This window comes from Brevundimonas naejangsanensis, from assembly GCF_000635915.2.
GTDB lineage: Bacteria > Pseudomonadota > Alphaproteobacteria > Caulobacterales > Caulobacteraceae > Brevundimonas > Brevundimonas sanguinis.
In genome coordinates this window covers 2,045,933-2,065,759 of sequence record NZ_CP015614.1, presented here as the reverse complement: position 1 = coordinate 2,065,759, position 19,827 = coordinate 2,045,933, and the positions used below count along the sequence as shown (strand labels likewise).

The 19,827-nt window shown below is 68.3% G+C and carries 22 protein-coding genes; 17 read left to right on the top strand and 5 right to left on the bottom strand.

What is annotated here, in order from left to right:
- The first annotated feature begins 252 nt into the window (after positions 1–252).
- The 9 genes from tolQ (at position 253) to ftsH (ending at position 10,078) form a co-directional block, all read left to right on the top strand.
- On the top strand, positions 253–1,008 hold the full coding sequence (gene tolQ, locus DA69_RS09830; protein ID WP_025978549.1) for a protein TolQ: 756 nt from the start codon (positions 253–255) through the stop codon (positions 1,006–1,008).
- Between the two features lie 3 nt (positions 1,009–1,011).
- Positions 1,012–1,476: an ExbD/TolR family protein gene (locus tag DA69_RS09825; protein ID WP_025978548.1), complete on the top strand. Its 465-nt coding sequence runs from the start codon at positions 1,012–1,014 to the stop codon at positions 1,474–1,476.
- A gap of 6 nt (positions 1,477–1,482) precedes the next feature.
- Complete coding sequence (locus DA69_RS14745) at positions 1,483–2,349, top strand: hypothetical protein (protein WP_025978547.1); 867 nt, start codon at positions 1,483–1,485, stop codon at positions 2,347–2,349.
- Positions 2,350–2,473: 124 nt separating this feature from the next.
- Complete coding sequence (tolB, locus tag DA69_RS09815; protein WP_025978546.1) at positions 2,474–3,856, top strand: Tol-Pal system beta propeller repeat protein TolB; 1,383 nt, start codon at positions 2,474–2,476, stop codon at positions 3,854–3,856.
- A 151-nt stretch (positions 3,857–4,007) separates the two neighbouring features.
- Complete coding sequence (gene pal / locus DA69_RS09810; protein WP_025978545.1) at positions 4,008–4,562, top strand: peptidoglycan-associated lipoprotein Pal; 555 nt, start codon at positions 4,008–4,010, stop codon at positions 4,560–4,562.
- 107 nt (positions 4,563–4,669) lie between these two features.
- Positions 4,670–5,818 (top strand): DUF3667 domain-containing protein, encoded by a 1,149-nt coding sequence (locus tag DA69_RS09805; protein WP_025978544.1) that lies wholly within the window; start codon positions 4,670–4,672, stop codon positions 5,816–5,818.
- 43 nt (positions 5,819–5,861) lie between these two features.
- Complete coding sequence (locus DA69_RS09800) at positions 5,862–6,710, top strand: tol-pal system protein (protein ID WP_025978543.1); 849 nt, start codon at positions 5,862–5,864, stop codon at positions 6,708–6,710.
- Positions 6,710–8,101 (top strand): tRNA lysidine(34) synthetase TilS, encoded by a 1,392-nt coding sequence (gene tilS, locus DA69_RS14790; protein ID WP_025978542.1) that lies wholly within the window; start codon positions 6,710–6,712, stop codon positions 8,099–8,101. The genes DA69_RS09800 and tilS overlap by 1 nt, the downstream gene beginning before the upstream one ends.
- 42 nt (positions 8,102–8,143) lie before the next feature.
- A complete protein-coding gene (gene ftsH, locus DA69_RS09790) occupies positions 8,144–10,078 on the top strand; it encodes an ATP-dependent zinc metalloprotease FtsH (protein WP_025978541.1) in 1,935 nt (644 codons plus the stop codon).
- A gap of 71 nt (positions 10,079–10,149) precedes the next feature.
- Here ftsH and rnk read toward each other — a convergent pair whose 3' ends face one another.
- Positions 10,150–10,557 carry a nucleoside diphosphate kinase regulator gene (gene rnk / locus DA69_RS09785; RefSeq protein WP_025978540.1) on the bottom strand — a complete coding sequence of 136 codons (408 nt, stop codon included), beginning with the start codon at positions 10,555–10,557 and terminating at the stop codon, positions 10,150–10,152.
- Between the two features lie 41 nt (positions 10,558–10,598).
- Positions 10,599–10,766, bottom strand: a complete 168-nt coding sequence (locus tag DA69_RS14740) for a hypothetical protein (protein ID WP_167309529.1) — start codon at positions 10,764–10,766, stop codon at positions 10,599–10,601.
- 261 nt (positions 10,767–11,027) lie between these two features.
- On the opposite strand from DA69_RS14740, the gene folP reads away from it, so the two are divergent.
- Positions 11,028–11,858, top strand: a complete 831-nt coding sequence (gene folP, locus DA69_RS09780; protein WP_025978539.1) for a dihydropteroate synthase — start codon at positions 11,028–11,030, stop codon at positions 11,856–11,858.
- Positions 11,859–11,861: 3 nt separating this feature from the next.
- Here folP and DA69_RS09775 read toward each other — a convergent pair whose 3' ends face one another.
- The gene (locus DA69_RS09775; protein WP_051582139.1) at positions 11,862–12,308 is read right to left on the bottom strand and encodes an SRPBCC domain-containing protein; all 447 of its coding nucleotides are present in this window, start codon (positions 12,306–12,308) and stop codon (positions 11,862–11,864) included.
- 283 nt (positions 12,309–12,591) lie between these two features.
- On the opposite strand from DA69_RS09775, the gene DA69_RS09770 reads away from it, so the two are divergent.
- Genes DA69_RS09770 through DA69_RS09760 form a run of 3 tightly spaced genes read left to right on the top strand, consistent with a single transcriptional unit; the run spans position 12,592 to position 14,347 of the window.
- On the top strand, positions 12,592–12,933 hold the full coding sequence (locus tag DA69_RS09770) for a DMT family transporter (RefSeq protein ID WP_025978537.1): 342 nt from the start codon (positions 12,592–12,594) through the stop codon (positions 12,931–12,933).
- Positions 12,933–13,751 (top strand): bifunctional hydroxymethylpyrimidine kinase/phosphomethylpyrimidine kinase, encoded by an 819-nt coding sequence (gene thiD / locus DA69_RS09765; RefSeq protein WP_029972727.1) that lies wholly within the window; start codon positions 12,933–12,935, stop codon positions 13,749–13,751. The genes DA69_RS09770 and thiD overlap by 1 nt, the downstream gene beginning before the upstream one ends.
- Positions 13,748–14,347, top strand: coding sequence for a nucleotidyltransferase family protein (locus DA69_RS09760; RefSeq protein ID WP_029972725.1), 600 nt, complete (start codon positions 13,748–13,750; stop codon positions 14,345–14,347). Before thiD ends, DA69_RS09760 begins: the two co-directional genes overlap by 4 nt.
- Positions 14,348–14,427: 80 nt before the next feature.
- Here DA69_RS09760 and DA69_RS09755 read toward each other — a convergent pair whose 3' ends face one another.
- A complete protein-coding gene (locus DA69_RS09755) occupies positions 14,428–14,802 on the bottom strand; it encodes a hypothetical protein (protein WP_025978534.1) in 375 nt (124 codons plus the stop codon).
- A 265-nt stretch (positions 14,803–15,067) separates the two neighbouring features.
- Between DA69_RS09755 and DA69_RS09750 the strand changes: the two genes are divergently transcribed.
- Genes DA69_RS09750 through DA69_RS09740 form a run of 3 tightly spaced genes read left to right on the top strand, consistent with a single transcriptional unit; the run spans position 15,068 to position 17,582 of the window.
- Entirely contained in the window at positions 15,068–15,418 is a 351-nt protein-coding gene (locus tag DA69_RS09750) for a hypothetical protein (RefSeq protein ID WP_025978533.1), read from the top strand.
- Positions 15,419–16,099 carry a response regulator transcription factor gene (locus DA69_RS09745; protein WP_003169901.1) on the top strand — a complete coding sequence of 227 codons (681 nt, stop codon included), beginning with the start codon at positions 15,419–15,421 and terminating at the stop codon, positions 16,097–16,099.
- Positions 16,100–16,109: 10 nt separating this feature from the next.
- Entirely contained in the window at positions 16,110–17,582 is a 1,473-nt protein-coding gene (locus DA69_RS09740) for a sensor histidine kinase (RefSeq protein ID WP_025978532.1), read from the top strand.
- A 113-nt stretch (positions 17,583–17,695) separates the two neighbouring features.
- Here DA69_RS09740 and DA69_RS14400 read toward each other — a convergent pair whose 3' ends face one another.
- Positions 17,696–18,148, bottom strand: coding sequence for a GNAT family N-acetyltransferase (locus DA69_RS14400; protein WP_082891484.1), 453 nt, complete (start codon positions 18,146–18,148; stop codon positions 17,696–17,698).
- 318 nt (positions 18,149–18,466) lie between these two features.
- On the opposite strand from DA69_RS14400, the gene DA69_RS09735 reads away from it, so the two are divergent.
- Entirely contained in the window at positions 18,467–19,810 is a 1,344-nt protein-coding gene (locus DA69_RS09735; protein ID WP_025978531.1) for a hypothetical protein, read from the top strand.
- Positions 19,811–19,827: the final 17 nt, after the last annotated feature.

Below are 19,827 nucleotides of genomic sequence, written 5' to 3'. Positions count from 1 at the left end.
AGCCGGGTGGGGGCGGCGAGGCTATTCAGACGCTGAGGCTAAGACCACCCGGCCCTCCCCGCCCGGTCGCTGCGCGACCACCCTCCCCATGAAGGGGAGGGAGAGGGGGAGCGCTTGTTTCCTCAATAACGAGGTTGTCACCCTTTCGCCTGATGACGCCGGGCGCGACGCCGGTTAGACCGCCGCCATGAAACCGCCATGTCCGCCCGGTGCAACTGGCGGACTGATCGGACCCTTCGCCAAGGACCACGCATGACACCGCCCGTCGACGCCTCTCTGCTGAACCCCATCGAGCTGTTCATGACCGCCGACTGGGTGGTGAAGACGGTGATGATCGGCCTGGCCGTGGCTTCGGTCTGGTCCTGGACCATCATCATCGACAAGGCGGTGCGTTTCTCGCGCATGAACGCCCGCGCGACCGAGTTCGAAAAGCAGGTTGAAGGCGGCCGCTCGCTGGAAGAGGTCGCCGCCCAGGCCGGGCCGCAGCCGGCCGACCCGCTGCCGCGCATGCTGGTGCTGACGCTGCAGGACTGGCGCGAGGCGCGCGCGCGCGGCGCCATGACCGACACGCAAGGCTCCATGCTGATCGCCCGCATCGACCGCGCCCTGGATTCCGTCATCGCCCGCGAGAGCCAGAAGATCGAGAACGGCCTGGGCGTGCTGTCGGTGGTCGCCACCGCTTCGCCCTTCATCGGCCTGTTCGGGACGGTGTGGGGGATCATGAACGCCTTCGACAGCATTGCGGCGGCGGGCAACACCAATCTGACCACCGTGGCCCCGGCCATCGCCGAAGCCCTGTTCGCCACGGCCATCGGTCTGGCGGCGGCGATTCCGGCCTATATCGCCTTCAACGCCTTCTCGGTGTCGGCGGGCAAGTTCACCGGGCGTCTGGAAGCCTTTGCGGACGATCTGCAATCGGCCATCGCCCGTCGTCTGGGCGCGCCTGCGACCCCGCCGCCTCCGCCCCCGCCGCCGTCTGCGGACCTGAACCTGCGCCGGGGCGCCTGATCCATGGCCCTGGGTGGAGGAGGCGGCGGAGAAGCGCGCGGACGCGGCCGTCGCCGTAGCCGGAAACGGCCGCTGAGCGAGATCAACGTCACGCCTCTGGTGGACGTCATGCTGGTGCTGTTGATCATCTTCATGATCTCGGCGCCGCTGCTGACGGTCGGGGTGCCGCTGGAACTGCCCAAGACCGAGGCCAGCGCGGTCGAGACGACCGACAAGCCCGTCACGGTCAGCATCGACCAGAACGGCGCCATCTTCATCGGCGAGGGCGAGGTCCGCTGGGAGCAGCTGGCCCTGCGCGTGGCTGAAGAAGGCGGCGACAAGGCGCGCGAGAAGCCGATCTTCATCCGCGCCGACGGCCGCGCGCCGTATCAGGCCGTGGCGCGGGTGATGGCCCGCCTGTCGGCCTCGGGCTTCACCAAGCTGAACCTGATCACCGACACCGCCGCCGACGAGCCGACGGAGGGCTGACGGACCTTGCGCCGCCCCAGTCCCGCCATCCTCGGCTCCATCGCCCTGCACGCGGGGGTGGTGGCGCTTGCCCTCGTATCGTGGTCGTCGAAGGACGAGCTGAAGCCGCTGGTGAACTCGGTGCCGGTGTCGATCGTCTCGGACATCGAGATCGCCGCCGCCCCGGCCGACAATCCGCAGGAAGAACCCTCGCCTGACGACGGGGAGACCGCGCCGGTCGAGACCTTGCCGGAACCGACGCCGCCGGAACCTGAGCCGACCCCGCCAGCGCCGCAGCCGCAGCCGCGCCCGACGCCGCCCGCGCCGCGCCCGACGCCGACGCCGCCGCAAAAGAAGGCTCCGACGCCGGCGCCGACTCCGCGCCCGACGCCGAATCCGCCGGAAAAAAAGGCGCCGACCTCGCCGCCTCGGCCTACGCCTGCTCCGCCCGAAAAGAAGGCGCCCGCGACGCCGGCGCGCCCGGCACGCCCGGTGCCGGGTCTGGACCTGGACGCCCTGGCTGGACCGCCGCGGCCGACCCAGAATTCCGGCCGTCCGGCCGCGGGCCAGCAGGGAGCGGGCGCCGCGCCGCGCGCCACCGGCCCGCAATTGGCCGCCCTGGGCGCCCAGGTGACGCCGAACTGGAACATCAACTGCGACATGCCGGGCATGGACGATCTGGTCATCCGCGTCACCGTGCGCCTGAGCGCCGACGGCCAGATCATCGGCACGCCGCGCCTTCAGGACGTGCAGAACGATCCGACCTGGCGGGCGGCGTCCGACGCCATGCAGCGGGCCTTGCGAGCGACCTCGCCCTTCACCGTGCCGAACGGTTTCCAGGCCCAGGACGTGCCGTTCCGCTTTGAAACCAAGCGCCAATGCGGGAACCGTTAGGGGCTAAGGCCGTCTATCACCCCAAAGTCGCCCAAATCCTTGTGAAGCTGGCGATTGTCGGTCGCGCCGATGCTATGAGGGGCGACCGGGCCCGACCCTGTCACGATCTGCGAAGGAATGACCCATGCGCCTGAACCGTTTTCTCGCCTCGGCCGCTGCGTTGGCGTTGACCGCCCCTCTGGCGCTGGGCGGATCGGTGCAGGCCCAGTCGACGGCCCCCTCGTCGGCGCCGATGCAGGACGTGGTGGTCGATGAGGGCGTCCTGCGCCCGCTGCAGATCGCCGTCGTGCCTTTCACCGGCCAGAACGGGTCGCAGATTTCGGGCGTCATCAGCGGCAATCTGAAGCGGTCGGGCTTCTTCGATCCGCTGAACCCGGCCAGCTTTGTCGAGACGGGCCTGACCCTGGCCAATGCGCCGAACTTTCCGCAGTGGACCTCCATCGGCGCCCAGGCGGTGCTGTACGGCGGCGTGACGCCGCGCGCGGACGGTCGGATCGACGTGGGCTTCCGTCTGTACGACCCCTACCGCCAGTGCCAGCTGGTTTCCTACCAGTTCACCGCCACGTCGGAGCAGTGGCGCCGCATCGCGCACAAGATCTCGGACGTGGTCTATCAGCGCCTGACGGGCGAGGCGGGCTTCTTCGATTCGCGCGTCCTGTTCGTTTCGGAAAGCGGCACCCAGCTGAACAAGCTGTCGCGCCTGACCATCGTGGATCAGGACGGCTACAACCCCGTCTTCCTGACCCAGGGCGACGAGGTGATCATGTCGCCGCGCTTCTCGGCCTCGAACCCCGATGAAGTGACCTATGTGGCCCTGGGCAGGGACTACAGCCGCATCTACCTCTACAATCTGTCGACCGGCCGCCGCGAAAGCCTGGGCGAGTTCGACGGCCAGGTGTTGGCGCCGCGCTTCTCGAACGACGGATCGAAGATGGCCTTCTCGATCATCCGGGGCGGCAACACCGACGTTTATGTGATGAACCTGCGCAGCCGTCAGCTGTCTCGCCTGACGACCGATCCGGGCATCGACACCTCGCCGTCGTTCAGCCCCGACGGCAATCAGATCGTCTTCACCTCGGACCGTTCGGGCTCGGCGCGCCTCTACACCATGCGGGCCGACGGCTCGGGCCAGCGCCCGATCAGCCGTGGCGGCGGCCTCTACACCGCCCCGGCCTGGAGCCCGCGCGGCGACCTGATCGCCTTCACCAAGCAGCAGGGCGGCCGTTTCCACATCGGCGTGATGAAGTCCGACGGCACCGGCGAGCGCATCCTGTCGTCCTCCTATTTCGAGGAAGGTCCGTCGTGGGCGCCGAACGGCCGCTATATCGCCTTCGCGCGTCAGAGCCCGGGCGGCGACACCCGTCTGTGGACGGTGGATCTGTCGGGCCGCGTCGTGTCTCAGGCGGGCTATGACGGGCGCGGTTCCGACCCCGCCTGGTCGGGGCTGCTGGATGCGCCGCCGGTCAATCTGGGCATCGGTCAAGGCCCGGATTCCTGCCCGGCGTAACGCGGATTCGCCGTCGCTGCGTCGGTAGCGGAGCCATTGCCATAAACTGTGCGTTATCACCGCTAGCGTACCGCTGCATAGCGCTGTAGCAGCCGTGAAATACAGCTAAGCTAGAGGCATCGGCCTCGAACCGAATGAGAAGGAGAATTACATGAACGCCTCCACCCTGATCCGGCTCGCCGCCGTCGGCGTGGCCGTGACCTCGCTGGCCGCCTGCACCAAGCCCAAGGTCGAGCCCGCCGTCCCGACCGAAACCCCTCCGCCCGCCACCGGGCCGCAGTATCCGACCGCGCCGAGCACCCCGGTCACCGGCGGCAACGTCGGCGCCGCCGCGCCGGGCTCGGAACAGGACTTCGTCGTCAACGTCGGCGACCGCGTCTACTTCGACCTGGACTCCTATTCGGTGCGTTCCGAGGCCCAGCCGCGTCTGGACGCGCAGGCCGCCTGGCTGGCCCGCTACCCGCAGGTGACCGTCCGCATCGAAGGCAACGCCGACGAGCGCGGCACGCGCGAATACAACCTGGCCCTGGGCGCCCGTCGCGCCGAGGCCATTCGCTCTTACCTGATCAGCCGCGGCGTCGCCGCCAGCCGCATCGACACCATCAGCTTCGGCAAGGAACGTCCGATCGCTGAAGGCTCCAATGAGGCGGCCTGGGCCCAGAACCGCAACGGCCGCACGGCCATCGTGTCGGGCGCCCCGCGCTAAGCCGCAGGCGAAGAACTGAGGGATCGAGGCGTCGGCGCAAGCCGGCGCCTCTTTTCTTTGCGCCCAGTGAGGATCAAAGTCCGCCTTGAAACGGGGGGAGGCGCGGTATGGATCTGGAGGCGGCAGGCGGGGCCATGACGGCAGGCGTCATCGCTGGAGCGATCGAGAAGCCGATCGGCCAAGCGGGTCAGCCTCGTAGCGTGTGCGCCGACTGCGGCGCAGAGGTCACGGGCCGGTTTTGCTCCAACTGCGGTCAGCCGGCCCACGTCCACCGCACCCTGCTGCATCTGGGCGAAGAGCTGCTGCACGGGGTCATGCATTTCGACGGCCGGCTGTGGCGGACCCTGCCGCTGCTGATCGTCAACCCTGGGCGGCTGACGCGCGAGTGGGTTGAAGGCAGGCGGACGCGCTATGTGTCGCCGCTGGCGATGTTTCTGTTTACCCTTTTCGTCATGTTCTTCGCGCTCAGCTTCATGCCCGAGCGGGAGGTGCCGTTGGCGTCCCTGCCCCAGCAGATCGAGGCTCAGAAAGAGGCTGTGACCGCCGCCGAAGCGGCCGTCGCCGCCGCGCGGAAAGAGGCGGACCTCGCACAGACGGCTTCGCAGCCCGTTGACGGATCGCCCCCGCCTGTCGACAGCGGCGCTCGGGCCGGGGTGGCCGCCGGCGTGCTGGCTGCGGCCGAAGCGGGGCTGATCAACGAGAAGGCGAGACTTGAGCGCCTGCAGAAGGACGCCGTCGAGGGGCGCAAGGACGGTCTGGCTCCGGGAAGCTGGCAGGCTCAGGTGGCTGACATGGCCGCGAGCGCCGGAGAGGACGGCAAGACCGGCGGCCTGACCAAGACGATCGCCAAGAAGCTGAAGAACCCTGACCTGGCGCTCTACAAGCTGCAGCAGACCATCTACAAATTCGCCTTCCTGCTGGTGCCGTTGTCGATCCCGTTCGTGGCCCTGATGTTCCTGTGGAAGCGAGGCTTCACGCTCTACGACCATGGGGTCTTCGTGCTTTACTCCCTGACCTTCATGTCGCTCTTGTTGATGGCGGTCGTCGTCGTGGCGACGACGCTGAAGGGGGCGGGCGGAGCCGTCGGCGTCATCGCGGCCCTGATCGTGCCGGTGCACATGTTCGCCCAGCTGAAGGGCGCCTACAGCCTGTCGGTCTTCTCGACCCTGTGGCGGACGGTGGTGCTGCTGATCTTCTGCGAGATCGCGGCGACGCTGTTCATCGTCTCCATCCTTTATCTAGGCTTCGGACATTGATCTGGGCCTTGCCGTCGCCGCAAATCGGTGGGACGACAGAGCCATGCTGAAGACGCCTTTCCGCCTTACGAAACCCGCCGTCCTGACGGCGATCGGCCTGACGTTGATCGGGGGCGCCGTCGTCGCCCAGGTCCAGCCGATGGAGCCGATCCAGTGGGACAAGCGCCGCCTGGACCAGCTGGATCGCAACGTCCGCCGTCTTGAGCGCGCCCTGACCCAGCGCAACGCCGCCGGAGAGCCGGTTCTGGTCGAGCTGGACCCCGAGGTCGTGGCCCTGCAGGGGCAGGTCTCGATTCTAGAGCGCCGTCTGGGCGACGTGGAACAGACGTTCCAGCGCATGAACGCCGACAGCGAGCGGCTGACGTTCCAACTTGACGAGGCGACGCGCGAGAATACGCAGTTGAGCCGTCGCCTGCGCGATCTTGAAGGCCGGGTCGAGCGCGCCGAGAAGGCTGCTGAGGAAGCCGCTGAACTGAACGGCCCGGTGGTCGCCAACTCGCCGACCGGCGACGCGGCGCAGGACCTGCAGGCCGCCATGCGTCTGGCGGGCGAGGACGCCGTGCGTGGCGGCCGCGCGCTGGAGACCGTCATCGTCACCTGGCCGAACACGCCCCAGGCGCGCGAAGCCAACAGCCGTCTGGGCGACCTGCACGTCGCCGCGCGCGACAACGCCGCGGCGGTTCAGGCCTATGCCGCGGCTCTGAACGGCTGGCCGCGCACGCCGTGGGCGCCCGAGACGACGCTGAAGCTGGCCGAGGCCCTGCGCGCCACCGATCGCGCGACCCAGGCCTGCGGCGCCCTGACCGAGTTCGGCCGCCGCTACGCCGAGGCGGCCACGGCGGCGCAGAAGACCCGCGCGACCCAGCTGCGGACGCGCGCCAGCTGCAGCTGATGAGCGATCTGGCCAGTCGGGTCTTCGCCCGGCTGGACGCGCGTCTGAACCACATTGGACCTGAGCCGGTCGCCCTTGCCCTGTCGGGCGGGGGCGACTCCATGGCTTTGCTGGACCTCGCCGCCGAATGGGCGCGCGCGAGGGGGCGGGGGCTGCTGGCCTTGACGGTCGATCACAACCTCAATCCCGACAGCGCGGCCTGGACGCGGTTCGCCGCCGAGGCAGCGCGCGCGGCGGGCGCCGACTGGCGCGGTCTGGTCTGGGCGCAGGCGCGAGGCGGCGCCGGGCTTCCGGCGCGGGCGCGGGCGGCGCGCCAGGCCCTGCTGGCCGAGGCGGCGCGGGATGCGGGGGCGCGCGTCATCCTGACCGGCCACACCGCCGATGACGTCGCCGAGGGCGAGTGGATGCGGGCCGAGGGCGCGACGCTGGGGCGCCTGCGCCGCTGGTCGCCGTCGCCCGCCTGGCCGCAGGGGCGCGGGCTGATGCTGCTGCGTCCGGTGCTGGAGGAGCGACGCGAGGCGTTGCGTGATCATCTGCGCGCGCGCGGACTGTCGTGGCTGGAAGACCCGGCCAACGCCGACGTGCGCTATGGACGAGGCCGGGCGCGGGCGGCCCTTTCTAAAGCCCTCCCCCTCGAGGGGGGAGAGGGGGGCGGGGGTGTGGACGCTGTGCCTTCCGCTCAGGCGCGGGTGACGGCGCCGTCTCTTGAGGCTCCTTCCCAGGCGTCGCGCGCCCACCCCCATCCCCGGCCCTTTGCTCCTCAAGGGGGAAGGGGGAGTGACAGCGATCCGGCATGGGCCGGGGTTTTGCCTCTGTCGCGCGACGCATCCGCCTCGGCGCTGGCCGCCGTCCTGCTCTGTGCAGGCGGAGGCGCGACGCCGCCGCGCGGGGACCGGCTGGCGGTTCTTCAATCCCGGCTGGCGTCCGGAGAGGATTTCACCGCCGTGCTGTGCGGCGCCCGCATCGAGGCGTCCGGCGCCCGCGTTCGAGCGATGCGCGAGCCGGGCGAATGGCGGCGTCGTCCAGTCGCGCCGCTCGACCTGACGCCGGGCGTCGCCGCCGTCTGGGACGGGCGCTTTGAGATCACGACCGATCAGCCCGGTCTGCGCGTGGACGCGGCGGCCGGGCGGTTGGCGCAACTGTCGGACCAGGAGCGGGCGGCTTTGTCTGGTCTGCCGCCCGCCGCCCGGGCCGCCGCACCGGTGCTGATTGACGGCGCGGGGCGGGCGCGGCTGGCCTGGCGCGCGGCGCAGGTCAGGGCGCTGGGCCTGCGCCGATTGGCCTTGGCTCTGCCTCCTGCCGAGGGCGAAACGACGCAGGAAGCCGGACTCTTTCAAACCCTTCATGGCGAAACGCCGCCGTCTGACCTATTTTCAGGCGAAGACTGCTGATCGACGAGCCCAGCGCGGCCCTGTCGAGGAACCGAGGACCGAATGAACCTGCGCAATTTCGCCATCTGGGCCGTGATCCTGTTGGGACTGGTGAGCGTCTACGCCGCGATCAGCCAGAACGGCGGCCCGGCCATGCCCGGCGCCAAGGACGGCGCCGCCGGACGCCCTGAGACCCTGACCTATTCGGAGCTGATGACCGCCGTCGAGGCGCAGCAGATCAAATCCGTGGTCGTGCGCGGCGACGCCATGACCGGCGAGAAGAAGGACGGCGTCAAGTTCAACGCCGTGACGCCGGTGCCGAACGTCGACCTGCTGAACCAGATCCGCACCAGCGGCGGCGACGTCGAGGTCAAGAGCACCCGCCAGCCGTGGTGGTCGGGCCTGCTGGGCCTGTTGCTGCCGGTGGCCCTGATCGTCGCCTTCTGGCTGTTCATCATGAACCGCATGCAGGGCGGGGCGAAGGGCGCCATGGGCTTCGGCAAGTCCAAGGCCAAGCTGCTGACCGAGCACAAGGGCCGCAAGACCTTCGACGACGTCGCCGGCGTGGACGAGGCCAAGGACGAACTGCAAGAGGTCGTCGACTTCCTGAAGGACCCGGCCAAGTTCCAGCGTCTGGGCGGCAAGATTCCCAAGGGCGCCCTGCTGGTCGGCCCTCCGGGCACCGGCAAGACCCTGCTGGCGCGCGCGGTGGCGGGCGAGGCGGGCGTGCCCTTCTTCTCGATCTCGGGTTCGGACTTCGTGGAAATGTTCGTCGGCGTCGGCGCCAGCCGCGTGCGCGACATGTTCGAACAGGCCAAGAAGAATGCCCCCTGCATCATCTTCATCGATGAGATCGACGCCGTCGGTCGTCACCGCGGCGCGGGCCTGGGCGGCGGCAACGACGAGCGCGAGCAGACCCTGAATCAGCTGCTGGTCGAGATGGACGGCTTCGAGGCGTCTGAGAACATCATCCTGATCGCCGCGACCAACCGTCCCGACGTGCTGGACCCGGCCCTGCTGCGTCCGGGCCGCTTCGACCGTCAGGTCGTGGTGCCCAATCCCGACGTCTCGGGCCGCGAGCGCATCCTGCGCGTCCACATGAAGGACGTGCCCCTGGCCGCCGACGTCAACGTCAAGACGCTGGCGCGCGGCACGCCGGGCTTCTCGGGCGCCGACCTGGCCAATCTGGTCAACGAGGCGGCCCTGATGGCGGCCCGCAAGGACCGTCGCATGGTCACGCACCGCGACTTCGAGGACGCCAAGGACAAGGTCATGATGGGCTCCGAGCGGAAGTCCATGGCCATGAACGAGGAAGAGCGCCGCCTGACCGCCTATCACGAGGCCGGCCACGCCATCGTCGCCATCAACGTCAAGATGGCCGACCCGGTGCACAAGGCGACCATCGTCCCGCGCGGCCGGGCGCTCGGCATGGTGATGCAGTTGCCGGAAGGCGACCGCTACTCCATGAAGTTCCAGCAGATGATCGACCGCATCGCCATCATGGCCGGCGGCCGCGTCGCCGAAGAGTTGATCTTCGGGCCGGAGAGCATCACCTCGGGCGCCAGCTCGGACATCGAGCAGGCCACGAAGCTGGCGCGCGCCATGGTCACGCGCTGGGGCTTCTCGGAGCGTCTGGGCACGGTGGCCTATGGTGAGAACCAGGAGGAGGTTTTCCTGGGCCACTCGGTCTCGCGCAGCCAGAACGTCTCTGAAGAGACGGCCCGCATCATCGACGAAGAGGTCCGCCGCATCGTCACCGAAGGCTGGGAAGAGGCGCGCCGCATCCTGACCGACAAGGCGAGCGACCACGAGAAGCTGTCGCAGGCCCTGTTGGAGTACGAGACTCTGTCGGGCGACGAGATCCGGGACCTGCTGGAAAAGGGCCAGCCGCCCAAGCGGGATGAGGAAAACGACACGGTCGCCGGCCCGTCGCTGTCCGTCCCAGCCACGCCGGAGGACGAGCCTGCGGCGCCGGCTGAACCGGCTCCCGCGGTCTGAACGGCGATATAGCAGCCACGAAAAAGGGGCGCGTCCGATGGGCGCGCCCCTTCTTTAATTCAGGCCTCGACTTAGTTCGCTGGCTCGGGGTCTTCCAGCTTGACCAGGGTCAGCTTGCGCGCAGCGCCGGACGGATCAGGCCACGTGATGGACTGGCCTTCCTTCAGGCCGATCAGGCCCGCGCCGACGTAGGACAGGATGGAGACGCGCCCGGCGTCGATGTCGGCTTCCTTGGGCAGGACCAACTGGACACGCCGCACTTCGGGGCTGTGGTCGTCCGAATAGTGCAGCCAGCGGTTCAGGGTCACGACGTTCTTGGGCATGGCCTTGGGTTCGCACACCTTGGCGCGGTCCAACTCCTGTTGCAGCAAGCCGGCGGGGCCTGAGCCGGGCAGGTCGCCGACCAGGCGGTCCAGGGCGTCGAAGTCGTCGCTGCGAAGCGTGATGGCGGGCAGGGCGCCCTTGCGAGGGGTGGTCATGGAACGTCTCGTTCTCGAAAAAAGCGATAGGGCCGACGCGCTCAGGCGGCTGAGGGGCCGTCGTCGTCGGGTTGATGGTCGTCAGGATCCGGCGCGAGCGGCGGCCCGCTGTCGGGCGCGCTAGGGCGCCGGAAAGGAATAATCTCGGCCCCGCCGGCGTCGGGCTGAGGTGCAGCCGGCAGGCTGTGGTTATGAATTTCGGTGGTCATGGCGCAAAGTCTCTTGGTCCGGTCGCCGACCGGCCTGTTTCTGCGATGATAAAAAAAGGGAACCGAAAGCGTGCAACGGGGTCCCGTAGCGGGCGCCCGGCGCGGGCGCGCGCGTGGCAGACCGCTACGGGTTAAGAGCCTTCGACGCGGCGTCCCGCGTGGGTGAGGCGTCGAGCCTGGCTGACGAAGCGTTTCATTGCCGTTAGAGGCTGAACCCCAGCGCAGCGAAAGTCAAACCGGCGCTCGCGGAGTCATCGTCGCATGAGCCTTCAATCCCCCGTGAAGCGGCCCCTGGTCATGGGCATCGTCAACGTCACGCCCGACAGTTTTTCCGACGGGGGGCGGCTGACGACGCTGGAGTCCGCGCTTGAGCACGCCCTGCGATTGATCGCGCAGGGCGCTGACGTGCTCGACATCGGCGGCGAAAGCACTCGGCCGGGCTCTGATCCCGTCGGCGAGGACGAAGAGGCGGCCCGCACCCTGCCCTTGATCGTCGCCCTGCGCGCGCACTGGGACGGGCCGATCAGCATCGACACGATGAAGCCGGCCGTGGCCCGCGCCGCCGTCGCCGCCGGGGCGACGATGTGGAACGACGTCTCGGCGCTCGGCCATGGGCCGGACAGTCTATCCACAGCGGCCGAACTGGGCTGCGAGGTGGTGCTGATGCATATGAAGGGCGCGCCCAAGACCATGCAGGACGACCCTCGCTATGACGATGTGGTCGCCGAGGTCACGGCCCATCTGGCCGCTCGCGCCGAAGCGGCGGTGGCGGCGGGCGTGGCGCGCGACAGGATCTGGCTGGACCCCGGCCTCGGCTTCGCCAAGACGACGGCGCATAATCTGACGCTGACGGCGCGATTGGAGGCTTTGGTCGCGCTGGGCTTTCCGATCCTTTACGCGGCCAGCCGCAAACGGATGATCCAGGGAGTGGACGCGACGGCGCTGGATGCGGCGGATCGGCTGGGCGGTTCGCTGGCGCTGGCGCTGGCGGCGGCGCGGCGCGGCGCACGGATGGTGCGCGTCCACGACGTGCGCGAGACGGTTCAGGCCTTGCAGCTTCAGGCGGCGGTCGAGGGCGCGGCTGGAAGTTAGGGCTTAGAGTTTAGGCTTCCAGCTCGGCAGGACCTGATCAGGGAACCGGTCCAGGATGAAGGTCGGCTCGATGGCGCGCTCCAGCCATATCTTGGCGCCCGCCAGCGCCAGGGTGAAGCCTTCCATCGCTTCGAGCGCCGCCTTTACCCCTGCGTCGGAGGCGGGAAAGCCGCGGTTCGAAACCTCGACCCAGGTCGCCGGGCCGCGCTCTTCGAACGTCCATTCCACTTCGGTCGGATCGTCGTCCAGATTCCAGTCGATCAGGATGCGGCGATTGGGCTCGAGCGCCTTTACCAGAACGCGCGTGGCGACGCCGTACATGCCCCAGGTCCAGGTCAACTGGGCGCCGGGCGACATCCGTCGATCTGCGTGGGTGAACCAGAACCACGAAGTCACGCCCGGCTCGGTAAAGGCCTGGTAGACTTCGTCGGCGGGCCGACGGATCAACATCCCAGTCTTCACCACAGGAGCTTCCATAAAGCCCTCTCTATCATAATTCCGGCATGGCAACGCTTATGCGGCTGCAGTTGTTGCGGAAATTTTACCAGATTTTGCCAAAAACCCCACAGAACGTTGCAATAACTTTGTGCGCTCACTTGCTTTCTGGGTAGCATCGTTCATTTGCACGTTGTTTTAGCACAACCTTTCCATCCTGGCCGCCTGAGCTGAAAGTGCGGAGCCTTTCGATGCGTGATCCCTTGTCTGACGCTTCGCCATCAGCCATGCAGCCGTCATGTCCTGGTTGCTGTCCCTGAATCCCTGGTTGGTCCTCGTCGTGGCGGGGCTTTTCGAGGTGGGGTGGGCGTCCGGCGTCAAGTACGTCGGCCTTCAGCGACCGTTGGTTTCGCTGGGCGTGGCGCTCGCCCTGGCGGCGAGCATGATCGGCCTGTGGGCGGCGACCCAGAAGCTGCCGGTAGGCACGGCCTATGCGGTCTGGACCGGCATCGGCGCGGTCGGGGCGGCGGCGGTCGGGATCGCCGTCTATGGCGAGCCGGCGACGGCGGTGCGGGCCGTCTGCATCCTGCTGATCGTGGCGGGCATTGTCGGGTTGAAGCTGTTTTCGGGGGCCCACTGATGACCTCTCTCGTCGAAGCGGCGACGAAGCCGCTGGGCCGGGTGCTGATCCTGGCGGGATCGGACTCCGGCGGCGGCGCGGGCATACAGGCGGATATCAAAGCCGTAACCATGCTGGGCGGGTTCGCCGCCACGGCGATCACCGCCATCACCGTTCAGAACACCCTGGGCGTTCACGGCGTGCATCCTGTGCCGCTGGACGTGATCGAGGCGCAGGCCAGGGCGGTCCTGGACGATATCGGCGCGGACGCCCTGAAGACCGGCATGCTGGGCTCGGTTGAGGTGGTCGAAACGGTCGCCGGTCTGATCGACTATGCGGGCGGCGTGCCAGCCGTGGTCGATCCGGTGATGATCGCCAAGGGCGGCTCGCCTCTGCTGGCCGAGGCGGCGGTCGAGGCGGTGCGGCGCTTGATGGTCCCGCGCGCGGCCCTGCTGACCCCCAATGCGCCCGAGGCCGAGGCTCTGACCGGGATCGCGGTCCTCGATCTGGATGGTCAGCGCCGCGCGGGCGAAGCCTTGCTGGCGATGGGCGCTCGCGCGGTGTTGATGAAGGGCGGCCATGTGCCCGGCGAGACGGTGACCGACCTGCTGCTGACCGCCGACGGCGAGACGGTGTTGGAAAGCGAGCGGGTGCAGACCCGCCATACCCACGGCACCGGCTGCACCCTGGCCAGCGCCTGCGCGGCGGGCATAGCCAAGGGCCTGCCCCTGACGACGGCGGTGGCTGAAGCCTGGGCCTATGTCGCCGAAGCCATCCGCCGCGCGCCGGGACTGGGTCAGGGTCACGGCCCGCTGGATCACGGATGGCCCCTGCGATGAGCGTAGAGGGGGTGACGACGGCTGCGGAGCTAGAGACCCGCCTGACCGAGATCGTCCGCGCCAATGCGGGCTTGATGCATGTGCTGGGCGTGATGCGCGACCTGGACCTGCCGGACTGGCGGCTGTTTTCGGGGGCGGTCTACCAGTCGGTGTGGAATGAGCGGACCGGCCGGGCGCCGGGCTATGGCGTCAAGGATTACGACATCGGCTATTTCGACCGCGACACCTCCTGGGACGCCGAGGACGTGATCATCAAGCGGGTCGCAGCGGCGTTCGCGCCGGAGTTTCGCGACATCGTCGAGGTCCGCAACCAGGCGCGAGTCCATCTGTGGTTCGAGGGCAAGTTCGGCGAAACATATGAGCCGCTGACCTGCACCGACGACGCCCCGGCCCGCTTTGTCGCCCCGGCCTTCGCCCTGGGGGTGCGGCTGGAGAAGGACGATGCGATCAGCGTCGTCGCCCCCTTCGGCCTGCAGGACGTGTTCGATATGGTGATCCGGCCCAATCCCACGCGAGGCCTGGCCAAGGGCTGGGACCGGGTGATCGCCAATGCGCGCGGGCGCTGGCCCGAAATCACGGTGATCGAACCGGCATAGAATAAGGGCGCGACCCTTTCGGATCGCGCCCTCGGCAGAGCCCCTGACAGGGAGGGATGAGGCCCTGATGCTGAACCGTCTCAGTAGTGACGGTTGTTGTGGTCGCGGCGCTCCAGCCGGATCTTGGCCGACAGGCGGTCATAGCGACGATCCAGGTCCTGGCGCTCCCAGCGGGTCAGGCCGCCACGGGTATAGTTACGCTCAAGACGGACCAGGCCGTCCAACTCATCCTTGAGGCGCGAGGCTTCGCGTGAGCTCAGCTGGCGGGTGCGGACGCCCTGGTCGATGCGGCGGTCCAGGTTGTATTTGCGCTGGCTGACCGACTGCCAGCCGCCATAGTTCTGCTCATAGGCGGGACCGCGCGAGGGGCCGTGACGATCATAGGATTGCGCCGCGGCGGGCAGGGCGGTCGCGGCGACCGTGGCGGCCAGGACGGGGATCAGCAGGGTCTTCATGATCGAACTCCTTCGGGTCTTCGCAACCGATCGGGCTGCGTTGACCTCACAAGACCACCCTGAGCCTGATCCCCGCCTGAACGGCGCGTTTCAGTCGGCGTTCATCAGCATGAGAACTTTGTCACCTTCTCGGGCGGGAGCGCTTCTGATCAGGCGCGAGGGCGACAGCGACGGAGATTCCTCGGGCGCGCGTTCCTTGTTCAGAGGAACAGCGATAGACTGCACGTTCAGCCGCCGTTCAGAGGCCCCTGTCTAGAAGACGAGCATGATGCGTATTCGAGCCCTCCTTCTGGCCGGTCTGATCGCCATCGTCCCCCTGACGGACGCGGCGGCCCAGTCGCGCGGCCGTGATCGGGACCGCGACGAAAGCCGTTCTCAGGATCGTCGCGAGGCGCCCCGCAACTATCCGGGTCAGGGGCTGCGTGATGAGCCCCGGTCGAGCCCGCGCGCCAACCCCGGCGACGTCGCCCGTCGCGTCCAGTCGGGCCGCCCCGGCCGCATGCTGGGCGTGCAGGAGCGCGGCGGCGACTATGTGGTGCGCTGGGAGTATCCCGGCGGACGCGTGTCGGACATACAGGTTGACGGCCGATCCGGCCGGGTTCGCGGAGACGACTGAATGCGGGTGCTGCTTGTCGAGGACGACGTCGATCTGTCGCGCCAGTTGAAGACCGCCCTGACCGACGCCGGCTACGCCGTCGACCATGCGCCGGACGGCGAGGAAGCCTGGTTCCTGGGCGACACCGAACCCTATGACGTGGTGGTGCTGGACCTAGGCCTGCCCAAGATCGACGGCGTGTCCGTGCTGGAGCGCTGGCGCCGCGAAGGCAAGGCGACGCCGGTGCTGATCCTGACCGCGCGCGGCGCCTGGTCGGACAAGGTGGCGGGCTTCGACGCCGGGGCCGACGACTATCTGACCAAGCCCTTCCACACCGAGGAGCTGCTGGCCCGCCTGCGCGCCCTGCTGCGCCGCTCGGCCGGCCATGCGGCGGCGACCCTGACCTGCGGGGGGCTGAGGCTGGACCCGCGCGCAGCGCGCGCTACGGTCAACGGGGAACCGCTGCGGTTGACCTCGCTGGAATACCGGCTGCTGCACTATCTGATGATGCATCAGGGCCGGGTCATCAGCCGCACCGAACTGGTCGAACACCTGTACGATCAGGATTTCGACCGCGACTCGAACACCATTGAGGTCTTCGTCGGCCGCCTGAGAAAGAAGATCGGCGCGGACCGTATCGAGACCGTGCGCGGGCTGGGTTATCGCCTGTCGCCGCTGGCCGGCGAGAGCGACGCGGCCTGATCGCTCGCTGATGACCGAGCCGATCACCGAGGCCGAGATCGAGTCTGGGGCCGATGGCGCCGAGCGTTCGTCGGCCCGGCGCGAATGGGGTCGGTGGTTCGGGCGGCCCGGCCGTTCGCTGACGCGGCGTCTGATCTGGCTGGCCGCCGCCTGGATCCTGGTCGGCTTGGCGGCGGCGGCGGTGGTGCTGACGGCCGTGTTCCAGGAATCGGCCCTGCGCCGCCTCGGCAACACCCTGAGCGACACCATCGACGAGACCGTCGTCGCCTCCGTCATCACGCCCGAGCGCGAGGTGTTCGTGGGCGAAATACGGGACGCCCGCACCCAGCGCCTGCTGTCGGGAAAATACTGGATGGTCGCCGAGCCGGGGCCTCAAGGCGCGCTGCATGTGCTGGCGCGCTCTGCGTCGCTGGCCAATGCCGACCTGGAGTACGCCCCCGACCTGTCTGACCGCCTGCGCAGCGCTTTCGGTCAGACTATCAGCTACAACGCCGAAGACGGCCCCAAGGGCGAGCCGCTGCGCATCGCCGCCAGCATGAAACAACTGCCCGGCCGCCAGCAGCCGGTCGTCTTCTTCGCCGGGATCGACCGGTCCGACGTTGACGCCGACACGCGCCAGTTCGCCACCGTGACCTGGATCGCCATGTTGCTCTTGGGCGCCGGCCTCGTCGCGGCGGTGTTCATTCAGGTGCGGGTGGGCCTGCGCCCCCTGTTCGATCTGGGCGACGAGATTTCCAATGTGCGACAAGGCCGCTCGCACCGGGTCGAGGGCGGTTATCCGCTGGAAATCCAGCCCCTGGCCGAACAGGTCAACCGCCTGCTGGCGCACAATCAGGAGACGGTTGAACGCCAGCGCACCCACGTCGGCAACCTGGCCCATGCGTTGAAGACGCCGCTGGCCGTCATGCTGGCCGAGGCCGGGACCCAGGAGGGCGTGCTGCCCGACATGGTGCGCAAGCAGACGAAGGTGATGCAGGACCAGGTCGACCATCACTTGCGCCGCGCTCGCGCCGCCGCCCGCGCCGCCCACGGCCTGGGCGAACGCACCGACGTCAGCGAGGTGCTGGACGAGATGGCGGTCATGCTGGAGCGGGTGTTCGAACAGAAAGGCGTCGAGATCGACTGGCGCGCTCCTGACGATCTGGCCTTCCTGGGCGAGCGCCAGGACCTGCAGGAAATCTTCGGCAACCTGCTGGAGAACGCCGCCAAATGGTGCCGCCGCCGGGTGCGGGTCTCGGCCGGTCCCTCCATGCCAGGCCAACTGATCGCCGTGGTCGAGGACGACGGCCCCGGCCTGCCCGCCGACCAGCGCGACACCGCCCTGAAACGCGGCACCCGCATGGACGAGGACACCCCCGGCACGGGGCTGGGCCTGTCGATCGTTGACGAACTGACCCGCGCCTACGGCGGCCGCGTCACCTTGGGCGACAGCAGCCTGGGCGGGCTGAAGGTGGTGCTGGAGTTGCCCGCCGCCGAGGGGTGAGGGACAAGGCGGCTGTTGCGCAGGTCTGCGTCGGGGGTTTCCAGACAGGCCGCTTGGGTATTCTAAAGTCCAGAATGATCGTCGGGCGGCAGTTCTTGCCGCCCGACTCACTCTTATCCGACTAGGCGAAGACGAGCATTTTCAAAAGCATGGCCATCATCATCACAAGCACGGCGTGACAACTCCTGAAAGCCGATGCTGGCGTAGAAATTCATGGCCTGCTGATTGTCGGTGTAAACCTCAAGCTCGAGCTCACCAGCAAGGTTCAGAGCGTGGGTTATGAGCTGACGGCCTATACCGCGCCCTTGCTGGGCGGGAGAAACGAAGATTCCCCCGATAAAAGTATCCATCAGGCTTATAAAGCCGCTAGGATCATCTTCAACGCACGCTACCCAAGTCTCGGCATTAGGCAGATACTCGTTTTCGATAAGAGCTTGTTGATCACGCAAGCGCTGTTCGCCGATAAAAGGATGAGCCAATAGGGAAGCATCAAGCCAAATGCGCGACAGCTTTTTAAGATCGTCTTCTGGCACATATGGCCGGATCACGACGTCATCGTTCTTCATGAGAACTCCGAAGAATAGATATGCAAAGAGGCACGGCGACCATCCTATGGCGCCGACGCGAGACCGCTATTTGCGGTCAGGATTGTAAGCCCCTGAGCATAAATCTCCTTCTGATATATATTGGGTTCTAAGGTTGCTGCGCGCACTTGGTCAATGGCGGCAATGGGTCGATTACAGTCCCCGACTTAGGCGCCGAGGGCCGATTTCGGCTCGCAGATAGGACGCGTTCGACATTCATCCTCAAAAGCCCTTGTTAACCCGCGTCGGGCCACTCTTGGGGTCTTGGCCGGTATTTGAGTGGGGCCGGAGGATGCGTGGATGGCGGACCTGTCGGTCGCCCAGCGGGCCGCTCTGGCTCATTTGATCGAACGGTGTCCGGACCGGGCCCTGCCTCAGTTGCTGGGGCTGGCGGGCACGATGGCGGGGGATCGGGCGGCCGCCCTGCGCGAACTGGTCGAGGTCGAGCAGTTGGATCGCCGCCGCCGCGAGGTCGCCTTCGGTCCGCTGGCGCCGCTGTTCCGGGCGCGCGCCGATGCGCTGGAGGGGCTGAGTTTTCCTGCCGGCCTGCCCGCACGGCTATGGCGCGTGGCGACGCGAGGCGAGCCGGAGCTGTTGCCGCAACTGGACCGTGACGACGACCTGTCGCGCATGGTCGCCGACCGCCTGTGCCACAGCGCCGCCGTGGTGCTGCGAGATGCGCCCGAGGCCGTGTGGCCCGGCGCCGCGCCCGACCGGATCGAGGCGTTGGCGGCGTGTCTGGACCTGGCGCCGGTGGCGCGGCGGGCGTTGCCGCATCTGTCGGCCTGGACCGGGCGGCCCAGCGGCGCCGAACTGGCGGAGCTGAAGCTGGCCCTGCGGCAGGCCTCGTCGGCCGGGCCGGGCGGGGTCGAGCGGCTGCTGGAGATCCTTTTCGCCCATATGGTCGAAGCGCGGATGATGCTGCGGGTGCTGGCCCTGATCGGAGCGTCGGGGCGCGAGGCGACGCCGGGCCGCGACGAGGCTGATCTGCTGATCGACCGCATCATATCGGCGCTGGCCCATCGCGCGGCCGACATCGCCGCCCAGAGCCTTGAGGACGACGCCCAGGGCAGGCGGCTGACGGCGGCCCTGACCTGGTGCGCCGAAATCCTGACGGAAATCGACGCCGTCCTGCCGCTGCGGCCCGACAGCGCCTGGGCTAAGGCCGTGCGTCAGGCGCGCCTGAGGATTGCGCTTCGTCTGTCTGAGCATTTCGATGCGGCCGAGAAGGCGCTGGACGCGGTCCTGCCGGTTCAGCGCACGCCTCTGGTGGGACGGATGACGCGGCCGACCCCTCTGTTGAGCCAACTGCCGGATGCGGCGGCGGCGGCGCGGGCGCGGGTCCTGCTGACGCTGACGGGTCAGGTGCGGCCCATGGCGACCGTCTTCGGCTGCGAGGCCGAGCGCCGTCAGACCGCCGAGGCCCTGACGGGACGGCTGGCGACCTGGGCTGATGAGGCGATCGAGCAACTGAACGACGGCCAGACGCGCGACGAAGGCGTGGCGCGCAAACGGATCGGCCTGACCGCCGAACTGCTGGGCCTGCTGGGCGCTAAAGACGCGTCGCGCACCGTGCGGCGGCGGCTGGCTATCGCCAGATCAAACACGGGTGCGTCGTCGCGCGCCTCGCCTCCGGCCGCCTGATCCGCTACAGCGGCGGC

Bases quoted from the DNA above. Each gene is read 5' to 3' on its own strand.
- pal (WP_025978545.1), top strand. From the start codon at position 4,008: ATGAACGCCTCCACCCTGATCCGGCTCGCCGCCGTCGGCGTGGCCGTG.
- rnk (WP_025978540.1), bottom strand. From the start codon at position 10,557: ATGACCACCCCTCGCAAGGGCGCCCTGCCCGCCATCACGCTTCGCAGC.
- ftsH (WP_025978541.1), top strand. From the start codon at position 8,144: ATGAACCTGCGCAATTTCGCCATCTGGGCCGTGATCCTGTTGGGACTG.
- folP (WP_025978539.1), top strand. From the start codon at position 11,028: ATGAGCCTTCAATCCCCCGTGAAGCGGCCCCTGGTCATGGGCATCGTC.
- DA69_RS09800 (WP_025978543.1), top strand. From the start codon at position 5,862: ATGCTGAAGACGCCTTTCCGCCTTACGAAACCCGCCGTCCTGACGGCG.
- DA69_RS09735 (WP_025978531.1), top strand. From the start codon at position 18,467: ATGGCGGACCTGTCGGTCGCCCAGCGGGCCGCTCTGGCTCATTTGATC.
- DA69_RS14400 (WP_082891484.1), bottom strand. From the start codon at position 18,148: ATGAAGAACGATGACGTCGTGATCCGGCCATATGTGCCAGAAGACGAT.
- tilS (WP_025978542.1), top strand. From the start codon at position 6,710: ATGAGCGATCTGGCCAGTCGGGTCTTCGCCCGGCTGGACGCGCGTCTG.
- DA69_RS09750 (WP_025978533.1), top strand. From the start codon at position 15,068: ATGATGCGTATTCGAGCCCTCCTTCTGGCCGGTCTGATCGCCATCGTC.
- DA69_RS09755 (WP_025978534.1), bottom strand. From the start codon at position 14,802: ATGAAGACCCTGCTGATCCCCGTCCTGGCCGCCACGGTCGCCGCGACC.
- DA69_RS09775 (WP_051582139.1), bottom strand. From the start codon at position 12,308: ATGTTGATCCGTCGGCCCGCCGACGAAGTCTACCAGGCCTTTACCGAG.
- DA69_RS09770 (WP_025978537.1), top strand. From the start codon at position 12,592: ATGTCCTGGTTGCTGTCCCTGAATCCCTGGTTGGTCCTCGTCGTGGCG.
- DA69_RS14740 (WP_167309529.1), bottom strand. From the start codon at position 10,766: ATGACCACCGAAATTCATAACCACAGCCTGCCGGCTGCACCTCAGCCC.
- thiD (WP_029972727.1), top strand. From the start codon at position 12,933: ATGACCTCTCTCGTCGAAGCGGCGACGAAGCCGCTGGGCCGGGTGCTG.
- tolB (WP_025978546.1), top strand. From the start codon at position 2,474: ATGCGCCTGAACCGTTTTCTCGCCTCGGCCGCTGCGTTGGCGTTGACC.
- DA69_RS09760 (WP_029972725.1), top strand. From the start codon at position 13,748: ATGAGCGTAGAGGGGGTGACGACGGCTGCGGAGCTAGAGACCCGCCTG.
- DA69_RS09740 (WP_025978532.1), top strand. From the start codon at position 16,110: ATGACCGAGCCGATCACCGAGGCCGAGATCGAGTCTGGGGCCGATGGC.
- tolQ (WP_025978549.1), top strand. From the start codon at position 253: ATGACACCGCCCGTCGACGCCTCTCTGCTGAACCCCATCGAGCTGTTC.
- DA69_RS09825 (WP_025978548.1), top strand. From the start codon at position 1,012: ATGGCCCTGGGTGGAGGAGGCGGCGGAGAAGCGCGCGGACGCGGCCGT.
- DA69_RS09745 (WP_003169901.1), top strand. From the start codon at position 15,419: ATGCGGGTGCTGCTTGTCGAGGACGACGTCGATCTGTCGCGCCAGTTG.
- DA69_RS09805 (WP_025978544.1), top strand. From the start codon at position 4,670: ATGGATCTGGAGGCGGCAGGCGGGGCCATGACGGCAGGCGTCATCGCT.